This window comes from Caulobacter sp. GSs2, from assembly GCF_058680895.1.
The window spans coordinates 2,641,455-2,654,533 of the sequence record NZ_CM178725.1 but is presented as its reverse complement, the minus strand read 5'-3'; the positions used below and the strand labels follow the sequence as shown (position 1 = coordinate 2,654,533).

General features: G+C 68.1%; 8 protein-coding genes. 2 read left to right on the top strand and 6 right to left on the bottom strand.

Going from position 1 to position 13,079, the window contains the following annotated elements:
- Nucleotide 1 precedes the first annotated feature (1 nt).
- Genes phoB through pstC form a run of 5 tightly spaced genes read right to left on the bottom strand, consistent with a single transcriptional unit; the run spans nucleotide 2 to nucleotide 5,047 of the window.
- Nucleotides 2–694, bottom strand: a complete 693-nt coding sequence (gene phoB / locus ACW17Z_RS12905) for a phosphate regulon transcriptional regulator PhoB (protein WP_419319011.1) — start codon at nucleotides 692–694, stop codon at nucleotides 2–4.
- A gap of 14 nt (nucleotides 695–708) precedes the next feature.
- Nucleotides 709–1,398 (bottom strand): phosphate signaling complex protein PhoU, encoded by a 690-nt coding sequence (gene phoU, locus ACW17Z_RS12900; protein WP_419319012.1) that lies wholly within the window; start codon nucleotides 1,396–1,398, stop codon nucleotides 709–711.
- Between the two features lie 13 nt (nucleotides 1,399–1,411).
- Entirely contained in the window at nucleotides 1,412–2,254 is an 843-nt protein-coding gene (pstB, locus tag ACW17Z_RS12895; protein ID WP_419319013.1) for a phosphate ABC transporter ATP-binding protein PstB, read from the bottom strand.
- A 50-nt stretch (nucleotides 2,255–2,304) separates the two neighbouring features.
- On the bottom strand, nucleotides 2,305–3,612 hold the full coding sequence (gene pstA, locus ACW17Z_RS12890; protein ID WP_492056297.1) for a phosphate ABC transporter permease PstA: 1,308 nt from the start codon (nucleotides 3,610–3,612) through the stop codon (nucleotides 2,305–2,307).
- Nucleotides 3,605–5,047, bottom strand: coding sequence for a phosphate ABC transporter permease subunit PstC (gene pstC, locus ACW17Z_RS12885; RefSeq protein WP_419319015.1), 1,443 nt, complete (start codon nucleotides 5,045–5,047; stop codon nucleotides 3,605–3,607). The genes pstA and pstC overlap by 8 nt, the downstream gene beginning before the upstream one ends.
- A 295-nt stretch (nucleotides 5,048–5,342) precedes the next feature.
- Between pstC and ACW17Z_RS12880 the strand changes: the two genes are divergently transcribed.
- Nucleotides 5,343–7,934 carry a TonB-dependent receptor gene (locus tag ACW17Z_RS12880; RefSeq protein WP_492056296.1) on the top strand — a complete coding sequence of 864 codons (2,592 nt, stop codon included), beginning with the start codon at nucleotides 5,343–5,345 and terminating at the stop codon, nucleotides 7,932–7,934.
- Nucleotides 7,935–7,973: 39 nt separating this feature from the next.
- Here the strand turns inward: ACW17Z_RS12880 and ACW17Z_RS12875 are convergent, their stop codons facing one another.
- Nucleotides 7,974–9,380: a sensor histidine kinase gene (locus ACW17Z_RS12875; protein ID WP_492056295.1), complete on the bottom strand. Its 1,407-nt coding sequence runs from the start codon at nucleotides 9,378–9,380 to the stop codon at nucleotides 7,974–7,976.
- Nucleotides 9,381–9,559: 179 nt separating this feature from the next.
- On the opposite strand from ACW17Z_RS12875, the gene ACW17Z_RS12870 reads away from it, so the two are divergent.
- Nucleotides 9,560–12,802 (top strand): autotransporter domain-containing protein, encoded by a 3,243-nt coding sequence (locus ACW17Z_RS12870; protein ID WP_492056294.1) that lies wholly within the window; start codon nucleotides 9,560–9,562, stop codon nucleotides 12,800–12,802.
- Nucleotides 12,803–13,079: the final 277 nt, after the last annotated feature.

The following is a 13,079-nucleotide window of genomic DNA, read 5'->3' as shown; positions in this document are numbered from 1 at the left end:
CCTAAGCCGCCTCAACATCCAGCGAATACCCCGCCGAACGCACCGTCCGGATCGGATCCCCGTCCGCCGAGCCGTTCAGCGCTTTCCGCAGGCGGCCGATGTGGACGTCGACCGTCCGCGCCTCGACATAGACGTCCGAGCCCCAGACCGCGTCCAGCAGCTGTTCGCGGCTGAACACCCGGCCGGGGTGCTGCATCAGATAGTCGAGCAGGCGGAACTCGGTGGGGCCCAGATGGACCTCCTTGCCCTGGCGCTTCACGCGGTGGGCGACGCGGTCGATGATGATGTCGCCGACCGTGATGCGGTCGTCGGCCAGGCCCGGACGGATGCGGCGCAGCACGGCGCGGACGCGGGCGGTCAGTTCGACCATCGAGAACGGCTTGACCACATAGTCATCGGCCCCGGTGTCGAGGCCGCGGATACGGTCGCTCTCTTCGCCGCGAGCGGTCAGCATGATGATCGGCACGTTGCGCGTCTCGGCCCGGCCGCGCAGGCGGCGGCAGACCTCGATGCCCGAGACCTTGGGCAGCATCCAGTCAAGGATCACCAGGTCGGGGGCGCGCTCGCTGGCCATGGTCAGGGCTTCTTCGCCGTCACCGGCCAGGCCGACCTGATAGCCTTCCTTGTCGAGATTGTAGTGCAGGAGGGTGGCCAGGGCGTCCTCGTCCTCGACCACAAGAACATACGGAGTCAAAGCCAGGGTTTCCTTTAGCGCGGCGTGTCGAGCTTGGGACGCTTGGAGATGATCTCCTCGCCCGTGATTTCGAAGTGGATGATCTCGGCGATGTTGGTGGCGTGGTCGCCGATGCGTTCGAGGTTCTTGGCCACGAACAGCAGATGGGCGCAGGCGTTGATCGTGCGCGGATCGCCCATCATGTAGGTCAGCAGTTCGCGGAAGATGGCGTTGTAGTGCTCGTCGACCTCTTCGTCGCGGCTCCACACGCCGTTGGCGCGTTCCAGGTCCGAGGCGCTGTAGGCGTCCAGAACGTCCTTCAGACGGCCCTCGACCAGCTTGCCCATGCGCTCGATCGAGCGGGTCAGGGCGGTCATGGGCTCGGCGTCGGTCAGGATCAGGGCGCGCTTGCCGATGTTCTTGGCCATGTCGCCGCAGCGTTCCAGGCTCATCGAGATCTTCAGCGCGGCGACGGCGTGGCGCAGGTCCACGGCCATCGGCTGACGCAGGGCGATCAGCTTGAAGGCCTTGCGCTCGATCTCGCCCTGCAGGGCGTCCAGGCGCTCGTCGCGCGCGACGACCTGCTGGGCCAGGGGGGCGTCGCGGCGGGCGATGCACTCGACGGCGTCAGCGATCTGGGCCTCGGCCATGCCACCCATGCGGGTGACCTCGGCCGTGAGGTGGTTCAGCTCTTCGCCGTAGGATTTGACGGTATGCTCGGTCATGTCGTGGTCGTCCCTAGCCGAAGCGGCCGGTGATGTAGTCTTGCGTGCGGCTGTCGCGAGGATTGGTGAACATCTCCTCGGTCGTGCCGCTCTCGACCAGCTTGCCCAGGTGGAAGAAGGCGGTCTTCTGCGAAACGCGGGCGGCCTGGGCCATCGAGTGGGTGACGATGACGATGCAGAACTGGTTGCGCAGCTCGTCGATCAGTTCCTCGATGCGGGCGGTGGCGATGGGGTCCAGGGCCGAGCAGGGCTCGTCCATCAGGATCACTTCGGGACCGACGGCGATGGCGCGGGCGATGACCAGGCGCTGCTGCTGGCCGCCGGACAGGCCGGTGCCGGGCTGGTGCAGGCGGTCGGCGACCTCGTTCCACAGGCCGGCCTTCTTGAGGCTGCTCTCGACGATGGCTTCCAGCTCGGCCTTGCCGCTGGCCAGGCCATGGATGCGCGGGCCGTAGGCGACGTTCTCGAAGATGGTCTTGGGGAACGGGTTGGGCTTCTGGAACACCATGCCGACGCGCGAGCGCAGGACCACGGGGTCGACGCTCTTGAGATTGACGTCATTGCCGTCGATGGCGATCACGCCCGACACCTTGGCGGTCGGGATGGTGTCGTTCATGCGGTTGATGCAGCGCAGGAAGGTCGACTTGCCACAGCCCGACGGGCCGATGAAGGCGGTGACCGACTTGCCGGGGATGTCGATGTTGACGTCGAACAAGGCCTGCTTGTCGCCGTAGAACACGTTGACGTCCTTGGCGCGGATCTTGATCTCGTGCGTCGAGGCGGCGGGATAGGTCTGCATCGAGGCCGTCTTGATGACGGGCGCTGAGACCGAATCGTCGGGGCTGCGGGTGGTCATGGCGTGTCCCTGGACGAGGGGAAGGGCGGAGGGGTTCAGGATCATGAATTCTACCAGCGACGCTCGAAGCGGCGGCGCAGGATAACGGCCGCGGCGTTCATGACGATCATGAAGACCAGGAGGACGATGATGGCGCCGGCGGTGCGCTCGTGGAAGGCGCGCTCCGAAGCGTTCTCCCAGATGAACACCTGCACGGGCAGGACGGTGGCGGCGCCGGTGACGCCCTCGGGCACGCCGGGCACGAACGAGACCATGCCGATCATCAGCAGCGGCGCGGTTTCACCCAGGGCGTGGGCCAGCGACAGGATGGCGCCGGTCATCACGCCGGGCATGGCCAGCGGCAGCACGTGGTGGAAGACGGTCTGGGTCTTGGACGCGCCGACGCCCAGGGCGGCTTCGCGGATCGAGGGCGGCACGGCTTTCAGCGCCGAGCGGGTGGCGATGATCACGGTGGGCAGGGCCATCAGGGCCAGCACCAAGCCGCCGACCAGCGGCGATGAGCGCGGCACATGCAGCCAGTTGATGAATAGCGCCAGGCCCAGCAGGCCGTAAACGATCGACGGCACGGCGGCGAGGTTGTTGATGTTGACCTCGATCACGTCGGTCCAGCGGTTCTTCGGGGCGAACTCTTCCAGATAGACGGCGGCCATCACGCCCATCGGCACGGCGATCAGGGCGGTGATCAGCAGCATCATGGCCGAGCCGACCACGGCGCCCAGCACCCCGGCCTGTTCCGGCTCGGTGGAGTCCGAGTTGGTGAAGAAGGCGAAGTTGAAGCCCGACTTGACCGAACCGTCCTTCTCGAGCTGGTCCAGCCAGTCCAGTTGCTGGTCGTCCAGCTTGCGGTCTTCCTGCACGGTCGAGCGCTTGATCTCGCCCTTGTAGTACAGGTCGGCGTCGGCCTTGAACGGGCCGGTGACGGTGACGGTCTTGCCGATCAGCGACTTGTCGGCCTTGAGCTGGTTGAGCAGCTGGAAGCCCAGGTCGCGCGAGGTGAGATCCATCACCTTGCCCGAGACCAGACCCAGGTCGTCATCGACCACGCCCAGCTTCTTCATCATCGCTTCGGCGACGATGTAGTCATAATTGACGCCCTCGAGGTCGGCGACGTCGATGCGCTCGGGGTTCAGATAGACCGGCACGCTCAGCGTGTGGGTCTGGAAGGTGGTGTAGCCCTGGCCAACGATGCGGCCGACCAGCACCACCAGGAAGATCATGGCGATGGTGATGGCCATCAGGCCTTGAGCCTTGAACCAGGTCTCGGCGCGGTGGCGCTTCTTGAGGCGAGCTTCCATGGCGATCTGGGCGTCGGTCTGCGGGGCGCGAACCGAACCAGCGGGGGCGGCGGCGTCAGTCATACTGTTCCCGATACTTCTGGACGATGCGCAGGGCGATGATGTTCAGGCCCAGGGTGACGACGAACAGGGTCAGACCCAGACCGAAGGCCGCGAGGGTCTTGGGGCTGTCGAACTCCTGGTCGCCGGTCAGCAGGGTGACGATCTGGACGGTCACGGTGGTGACGGTGTCCAGCGGATTGGCGGTCAGCTTGGCCTGCAGGCCGGCGGCCATGGTGACGATCATGGTCTCGCCGACGGCGCGCGACACGGCCAGCAGCATGGCGGCCATGATGCCCGGCAGGGCGGCGGGCAGGACCACCTTCTTGACGGTCTCGGACTTGGTGGCGCCCATCGCATAGCTGCCGTCGCGAAGCGCCTGGGGCACGGCGTTGATGATGTCATCCGACAGCGAGGAGACGAACGGGATCAGCATGATGCCCATCACCACCCCGGCCACCAGGGCCATCTGGTTCTGAACTTCCATCAGGTACTGGCCGACGCCGTCCAGCGGGCCGCCGATCATCGTGGCGCCCAGGGCGTTGAAGCCGGCGCGGAACAGCGGACCCACGGTCAGGGCGGCGAAGAAGCCGTAGACCACGGTCGGCACGCCGGCCAGGATCTCCAGCAGCGGCTTGATGGTCGAGCGCACCGGGCGGCTGGCATATTCGGAGAGATAGATCGCCGAGTAGAGGCCCACCGGAGCGGCCACGGCCATGGCGATCATCATGATCAGGAAGGTGCCGGCAAACAGCGGAACCGCGCCGAATGCGCCTTCCGAAGCCACCTGGTCTTCGCGCATCGCGATCTGCGGGCTCCACTCGGTGCCCAGCAGGAACGACAGCGGCGAGACGCTCTGGAAGAAGCGCCAGCTTTCCCAGACCAGCGACAGCACGATGCCCAGCGTGGTCAGGACGGCCAGGATGGAGCAGGTCATCAGCAGGCCGCCAACCCAGCCCTCGACCTTGTTGCGAGCCCGGAAGTCGGCGGAAAGACGGGGGAAGGCCAGCAGGAAACCGGCCAGGGCGACGACGCCGGCCAGGCCCAGCACGCTGTAGCGGATCAGGGCGTCGATGCGGCGGGCCTCGGCGACCTTGGCGTCGAGGGCGACCTTCAGTTCGCCCTCATAGGCGATTTCGCTGGGCGAGATGCCCTGGGCGATGGCCTGGGCGTCGCTGAAGAACACCGCCTGGCGATCGACATCCTGGGTCTGCAGGATCGCCGGGCGTTGAGCCTGCAGCATGGCGTCCTCGACCCGGTCGCCGAACATGGCGCCCAGCAGCAGGAGCAAGGCGGCCGGCGCGCCGGCCCACAGGGCGGCGTAGCTGCCATAGTAGCCAGGGAGGGAATGCAGGACGCGCTTGGCGCCGCCGGCATTGGCCACGGCGCGGCGCTTGCCGAGCATGAAGGCGATGCCGGAAAACAGCGCCAGAAACAGGAGCGAGAGCCAGGTCAGCATGCGTGCGGCGGGGTCTTGCGCGAGAGGTTGCGATGACGACGCCCAACGCGTCGTCCCGCCCGGCGGGAGCTATGCCCGCCCGGCGCTGTGCTTATGCGACGTTTCAGTGACAGTTTAAAGACAGCGGCCGGCCCCCGATCCCACCCCGCCAACGTGGCCAAGCTGAAACAGATCGAAGCGGTCCTGTAATCGCGACGCAACGAAGCTCCGGCATGACCGTTCCGGCGCAGGTCCCGGCGCGCATTGTCTGGCGTGCGCCCCTCTTTCGCGCCATGGGACCGTCTGGAGATCTGACTTGAATAACTATGTGACACCCCGGCCCGACGACAGCGCGGCGCGCCGTTTGCGAACCGCGCTGATGCTGGGCGCCTGCGCCGCCCTGATGGCCGCCCCGGCCATGGCTCGGCAGGCCTCGGCGCCGGCCGCCGGGGTCGCGTCCTCCGAGGCGGACGACTACGCCTATGAAGTCGACGCCCTGACCGTCACCGCCTCGCGCCAGCAGCCCGGCGCGGTGATCGGCGACATTGCGCCGGAACTGCAGCTGTCGCCGCGCGACATCCGCGCCTATGGCGTCTCGACGGTTTCCGAACTGATCACCGCCCTGGAGCCCCAGACCTCGTCGGCCCGCGGCGGCGCGGCGGGCGGCCGGCCAGTGATCCTGGTCAATGGCGGCCGCATCTCCAATTTCGGCGAGGTGCGCGACCTTCCCACCGAGGCCATCGCCCGGGTCGACATCCTGCCCGAGGAGGTCGCGCTGAAATACGGCTATCGCGCCGACCAGAAGGTCATCAACCTGGTCCTGCGCCGCCGCTTCCGCGCCACCACGGTCGAAGCCGGCGCCAAGCTGCCCACCCAGACGGGCGGCGGCGATACGGTCGATGCGCGCCTCAACCACCTGCGCATCCAGCGTGACACCCGCGTGATGGTCGACGCCAAGGTCAGCGACCAGAGCGCCCTGTATGAGGCCGAGCGCGACCTGGACCAGCCGCGCTCGGACGCGGTCTTCCGCAGCCTCATCCCCAAACAGACGACCTGGGCGCTCAACAGCGTGCTGTCGCGTCCGATCAAGGACGGGGTGTCGGGCACGATCAACGCCAGCCTCGAGGGCAGCGACGCCACCAGCTGGCTGGGCCTCAACACCCTGGCCAGCGGTCCGTTGCGCCGTCAGGCCGAAAGCCTGACCGGCCATCTGGGCGGCGGCGTGATCGGCGCCGTCAAGGGCTGGCGCTGGAGCGTCACCGGCAACGCCGAGCGCGCCAGCAATGACAGCACCACCGAGCGGGTGATCAGCGGCCTGGCCTATCGTGACATTTCCAACTCGATCTCAACCTCGGCCGATGTCCAGGGCGATCTCAGCGGAACCCTGCTGCGCATTCCGGCCGGGGCCGTCACCTCGACGGTCACGGGCGGGTTCGAGACCGTCAAGCTGGAGAGCGACTCTGTAAGGGCCGGGGTCGCCCGGTCGGGCGAGCTGTCACGCGACATCGGCAGCGCCAAGCTGAACTTCGACCTGCCCCTGACCAGCGTGCGCAACGACATATTGCCAGGGCTGGGCAACCTGTCGCTGAACCTGAATCTCGCCGCCGACAGGCTGTCGGACTTCGGAACCCTGACCACGATCGGCTACGGCGCCAACTGGTCACCCATCGAGAAACTGCGGATCATCGCCTCGGTCACCCGCGACCAGGGCGCGCCCAGCCTGCAGCAGATCGGCGATCCCGAGCAGTTGACCCCCGGCGTGCAGGTCTATGACTTCCGGCGCGGCGAAACGGCGGTGATCTCGCGCCTGACCGGCGGCAACCGCGCGCTGCGTGAGAAAGAAGGCCAGGTCATCAAGCTGGGCCTGAGCCTCAAGCCGTTCGACAAGACCAACCTGACCCTGACGACCAACTATACCCGTTCCCGGACCGACGACCTGATCTCCAGCTTCCCGACGGCCACCAGCCAGATCGAGGACGCCTTCCCCGAGCGCTTCGTGCGCAATGCGTCAGGCCGGCTGGTGCAGATCGACGCGCGGCCGGTCAATTTCGACCGTCGCCAGACCGACGAGCTGCGCACCGGCTTCACCTTCAGCAAGTCGTTTGGCCCCCAGCCCCAGCCCGGTCAGTTCCGGCAAAGGCTGGAGGCCCAAGCCCAGGCCCAGACCCGGCCCCCAGGGCAGACCCAGGCTGCGGGCTCGGGCGCGACCCCGGCCGGACAGACCGCCGGCCGGCCGGAACTCACGACCGAACGCACGCCCCCGGCTGGTGACGGTCCGCCGCCCCAGACGGCGGCCAGCGGCGCGCGGTCCGCCGGCGCCGCCTCTGCCCTTGGCGGCTTCGGCGGTCCTGGCGGGTTCGGAGGCCCGGGCGGCCCCGGCGGCGGGTTCGGCGGCGGTTTTGGCGGGGGCGGTGGGCCGCCCGGCGCTGGCACGTTCCAGATCGGCGTCTATCACACCGTCAAGTTCACCGACGAGATCACCATCCGCTCGGGCCTGCCGACCCTGGATCTGCTGGACGGCGCCTCGCTGGGTTCGGGCGGCGGTACGCCGAAGAACCAGATCGACGTCCAGGGCAATCTCTCGCGCAGCGGCCTGGGGGCCAGCTTCAACGCCCGCTGGCAGGAAGGCACCGTCGTGCGCGGCTCGGGCGCGGTCGGCGCCCAGGACCTGTCGTTCTCGGAACTGACCACCGTCAACCTTCGCCTGTTCGCCGATCTGGGGGCCCAGCCGGCCCTGCGCGGCAAGCCGTTCTTCCGGGGCGCGCGGATCAGCGCCTCGGTGGACAACCTGTTCGACGCCCGCCAGACGGTGCGCGCCCCGGACGGCACGACGCCGATCACCTATCAGGAGGACTATCTGGATCCTCGCGGACGGGTGATGCGGGTGTCCTTGCGAAAGCTGTTCTGACGACGAGGCCCGCTTCCCGGATGCTCCGGGAGGCGGGCCTCAGACCTGCGCCTCGGCGACCACGGCGCGCTCGGCCACGGCCTTGGCCATCGGCAGATAGACCCCGAAGGTCGCGCCATCGCCCAACACGCTCTCGACCGTCAGGCCGCCGCGGTGGCGGTTCATGATGTGCTTGACGATGGCCAGGCCCAGGCCGGTGCCCGAACGGTCGCCGCTCTTCTGGCCCTCGACGCGATAGAAGCGCTCGGTCAGGCGCGGCAGGTGCTCGCGGGCCAGGCCCGGCCCCCGGTCGGTGACCCGCAAGGCCGCATAGCGCTCGCCGGCCGCGTGGTCGGGGGTCAGCAGCGACATCCGCGCCGCGCCAGGATCACGCGGGGTCGCCGCCGCGTCGGCCGACAGCCCCGGATAGATCTCGACCCGCACCACCCCGTCGCGGGGGGTATATTTGATGGCGTTGTCGATCAGATTCTGGATCACCTGGATGATCTGGTCGCGGTCGCCCTCGACCACGGCCGCGCCGCGCGGCGGCAGGACAGGGTCAAAGCCGACCCCCTTTTCCTTGGCCTGGGGCGCGAGGGCGTCGATCACGTCGATGGCGGCCATGGCCAGGTCCACCCGGCCCAGCGGCGCGATGTGTTCGTTCAGCTCGATGCGCGACAGGCTCATCAGGTCGTCGATCAGCCGCGACATCCGTTCGGCCTGGGCCAGCATGATGCCCAGGAACTTGTCGCGCGCGCCGGGATCGTCCTTGGCATGGCCGCGCAGGGTCTCGATGAAGCCGGACAGCGAGGCCAGGGGCGTGCGCAGTTCGTGGCTGGCATTGGCCAGGAAGTCGGCGCGGGTGCGCTCGCTGCGGCGCGCGTCGGTCTCGTCGCGCAGCACCAGCATCGCGAGGCGCGCCGCCTCGGGCCCGCCATTCAGCGGCCGGGCCAGGGCGATCCACGAACGCCCCTGGGTTCCGCCGGTCTCATATTCCACGGCCCGCTCGATGCCGCCGAACAGGGCCTCGTCAACCGCCTCCAGCACCTGGGGGTTGCGGACGGCGGTGACCAGCAGGGTCCCCTCGCGCTGGATCCGGAAAAGCTCGCGGGCGGCGGCGTTGGCGAACACGAAGCGGCGGCCGGTCAGATCGTCGGCCTCTTCGCCGGCGATCACCATCAGCGGATCGGGCAGGCGCTCCAGAATCACCCCGTAGGGCGGTCCGCTGCGCTCGGCGACAGGGGCAAGGGTGGCGACCGGACGCTGGCGCGCCTGAGCCGCCCGGTGTCTGGCGCTCAGATAGAGCCCGCCTGCGGCCGTAGCCATGGCGGCCACGAGGGCGGGTCCCATCTGCGCGGCGCCGGTGGCCGCCAGGGTCAGAATCGCGGCGGGCCCGACGATCAGAGGCAGGGCGGCGCCGCCCAGCAGGCGCGAGACCAGGGGGACTGAATATTTCTCCGGCGACATGGACCAGTGCCTCGTTTTTCGCCGCTGAGGGGATTCGACGAACCAGATATGGCGCCCCGGCATGCCATGCGATAGACGGTTGGCCGCTCTAATGCGTGTCGTTGACGTTGCTCACCGCAATTTCGCCGCAACGTGACGCAAGTTAGGGGCTGGGTTCTTATCCAAGGTGGTTGTTCGTAATGCAGCGCAAGGTCCTGGTCGCGACAGTCGCAGCCGCTCCTCTCCTGGCTTTGGCGTTTGGCGCTTATGCTGAAACCTCTGTCACGACAGCCCGCACCACGCCGATCGCGACGTCGACCGCCAACAATGGCGCGGCCGACGACGTAAGGGTGACGGCGGACGGCTCGATCAAGCCGACCACCGCCGGGGCGCTGATCACGCTGGACAGCAACCACAAGGTCACCAGCCTGGGGACCCTGGCCACGGTCGGCGTCAACAACTCGACCGGCATCCTGATCCTGGGCGGCAAGACCGGCTCGGTGAGCAACGGCGCCGCGATCACCCTGAACGAAGACTACACGCCCACCGACACCGATTCCGACACTGACACCGACGGCCCCTTCGCCACCGGCTCCAACCGCTTCGGCATCCGCCTGACGGGCCCCGGCGCCTTCACCGGCAACATCGTCAATGAGACCAACGGCGTCATCACGATCGAGGGCAACACCTCGGCCGGCGTGTCGCTGGAAAGCGCCCTGACCGGTAACTTCACCAACAACGGCACGATCAATGTGCTGGGCGACAACGGCGCCGGCATCCGCGTCGCCGCCCCCGTCACCGGCAAGGTCACCGTCAATGGCGGCGTCTCGGTGATCGGCAAGAACTCGGTCGGCGTCGCGATCGACGGCGATGTCAGCGGCGCCTTCGTGGTGCAGGGCGGCGTCAACGCCACCGGCTATCGCTACACCACGCGCCCCCCGCTCGCGGCGGACCGCGCCAAGCTGGACGCCGACGATCTGCTGCAGGGCGGCTCGGCCGTGCGCGTCACCGCCAATGTGGCCGGCGGCGTGCTGCTGGACATCCCGCCCAAGGACACTGACACCACCAAGCCCGACGAAGACGGCGACGGCATTGCCGACGCCAGCGAAGGCGCTGCGGCCCTGACCACCTTCGGCGCGGCTCCGGCCCTGCTGATCGGCTCCGACACCCGCACCGTCACCCTGGGCGCGGTCGGAACCGGCGACAACGCCTATGGTCTGGTCGTGCGCGGCGCGATCAGCGCCGCCGGCGTCTTTGACGGCGTCTCCGCCACGGCCATCCAGATCGGCGGCAATGCGGGCCAGGCGACCACCCTGGCGGGCGGCGTCAAGCTGTCCTCGACCCTGGCCTCCAGCGCCTATGAGGCCAACGCCACGGGCGTGCATCTCAAGGCCGGGGCCAGCGTTCCCACCCTGTGGAACCAGGGCTCGATGTCGGTCTTCACGGTGTCTGAAGGCGCCTTCGATTCGCGGGCCGTCGCCATCGACGCCGGCGCTTCGATGACCACCTTCCGCAATGACGGGGCGATCACCTCGACGGTCGGCGGCGAAAAGGGCAACGCCTATGGCGTCATCGACTATTCGGGCCTGCTGACCACCATCACCAACAACGGCAAGATCTCGACCTCGGTGGTGGCCACCGACGACGCGGCCGATACCGACGATACGGACCTGCTGCCCAGCAACGAGACGGTGACCGGCAAGTCGGTGGCCATCGACGTCAGCCGCAACACCACCGGCGTGACCCTGGTCCAGGCCGGCCTGGCCGATGGCGACGACGGCGCCGACGGCGTGGCCGACCCAGACGCGGACGGCGACGGCGTCGACGACGGCGACGAGCCCTCGATGCTGGGCGCGATCCGCTTCGGCTCGGGCGCGGATACCTTCAGGGTGCTGAACGGCACGGTCATCGGCGACATCTCGTTCGGCGCCGGCGCTGATACGTTCGTGGTCGACAACGGCTCGCTGGTGCTGGGCGCGCTGACCGACTCCGACGGCAAGCTGGCGATCACGATCGGCAAGGGCAGCCTGGGCATCTCCAACGCCGCCACGATCAACGCCACCAGCCTCAATGTCGGCTCGACCGGCAAGATCCTGTTCACCGCCGATCCGACGGCCGGGACCAACACCAAGCTGCAGGTCTCCGGCGCGGCCACCATCGCCAGCGGCGCCGAGCTGGGCATCCGCCTGACCGGCCTGGTCAAGCAGCCCACCGCCTACACGGTGATCTCGGCGGGCAGCCTGACGGTCGGCTCGATCGGCCAGGCCCTGCTGGCCGATTCGCCCTATCTCTATGTCGCCTCCAGCCGGGCCGACGCCAACAACGTCTATATCGATGTGCGTCGCCGCTCGGCCGCCGAGATCGGCATGAGCCGCTCGCAGGCCGGCGCCTATGACGCGGTGTTCACGGCCCTGGGCGACAACAAGGACCTGTCGACCACCTTCCTGGCCCAGAACGGGAAGGACGGCTTCCTGGGCCTGTACGACCAGATGCTGCCCGACCAGGGCGAGGGCCTGTTCTCGTCGCTGCAGGCGGCCAACCAGATGATCTCGGCGGCCACCGCCGTGCGGCCCGATCCGGGCGAGCGCTATGGCCCCGACAGCCTGTGGATCCAGGAAATCAACTCGCTGGTCCGTCGCGACGCCGGCGACACGGCGGGCTCGGACAACCAGGCCTTCGGCTTCGTGGCCGGCTATGAGGCCATGGGCGACGCGGGCGGGGCCCTGGGCCTGACCCTGGCCTATGTGAACGTTGAAGAACACGACATCGTCGCCAAGGTCGGCGAGCAGACCACCGCCTCGTTCGTGCAGGGCGGCGCCTACTGGCGCCGGTCGGTCGGCGGCTGGCGCCTGAACGCCGGCGGCGGCGGCGGCTTTGGCTGGTTCACCGGCGATCGTCGCTTCATCGCGCCGGACGCCAATGCCGACGGCGTGGCCGACCTGATCCTGGCCAACAGCGCCGACTGGAACGGCGCGACCCTGAACGCCTTCGCCGGCGCGGGCTATGAGCAGAAGTTCGGCCGCTACTATGTCCGTCCTGAAGGCCGGGTCGACTATGTCTGGCTGCGCGAGGGCGAACGCAAGGAAACCGGCGGCGGCGCGGGCTTCGACCTGACCGTCGAGGAGCGCACCTCCAGCAATCTGAGCGGCGAATTCGGCATCGCCTTCGGCGCCGACTTCGGCAAGGACGTCTGGTGGCGCCCGGAAGTGCGGGTCGGCTATCGCCAGACCCTGGCCGGCGAAACCGGCGACACGGTCGCCCGGTTCAAGAACGGCAACCCCTTCACCCTGGCCGCCCTCGACGACAAGCAGGGCGCCGCGACCTTGGGCTTTGCGATCAAGGCGGGCACGCCGATGTCGTATCTGGCCCTCGAAGGCGGCGTCGAAGCCGCCAAGAAACAGAAGCGCTACAACCTGCGCCTCTCCGGCCGGTCGATGTTCTAACCCGGCATCCAGACGCCCGGCCCGGGCGCAAGGCTATCGATTTCAGACCTCCCGTCGCGCACCCCGCGGCGGGAGGTTTTTCGTTTTGGGCGCCCGGACAAGCTGGACTGTGACGAATTGTCCCGGAAGAACTAACGGCTCGTTAAGCGATATCTCGTTGTGTCGACTGAAGTTTTTCCGGCCTTCGCCGGAAGGCTGAGCCGCGCCTGCAGTTTTTCTCACGGCCGGCTTTTCTAATCTCTATTCACGGGCTAGGAATAATCGTTTTCCCTAGCTC

What these genes read in the sequence shown, in the direction of transcription:
- ACW17Z_RS12870 (WP_492056294.1), top strand. Translation starts at nt 9,560, where the DNA reads ATGCAGCGCAAGGTCCTGGTCGCGACAGTCGCAGCCGCTCCTCTCCTG.
- pstB (WP_419319013.1), bottom strand. Translation starts at nt 2,254, where the DNA reads ATGACCACCCGCAGCCCCGACGATTCGGTCTCAGCGCCCGTCATCAAG.
- phoU (WP_419319012.1), bottom strand. Translation starts at nt 1,398, where the DNA reads ATGACCGAGCATACCGTCAAATCCTACGGCGAAGAGCTGAACCACCTC.
- ACW17Z_RS12875 (WP_492056295.1), bottom strand. Translation starts at nt 9,380, where the DNA reads ATGTCGCCGGAGAAATATTCAGTCCCCCTGGTCTCGCGCCTGCTGGGC.
- pstA (WP_492056297.1), bottom strand. Translation starts at nt 3,612, where the DNA reads ATGACTGACGCCGCCGCCCCCGCTGGTTCGGTTCGCGCCCCGCAGACC.
- pstC (WP_419319015.1), bottom strand. Translation starts at nt 5,047, where the DNA reads ATGCTGACCTGGCTCTCGCTCCTGTTTCTGGCGCTGTTTTCCGGCATC.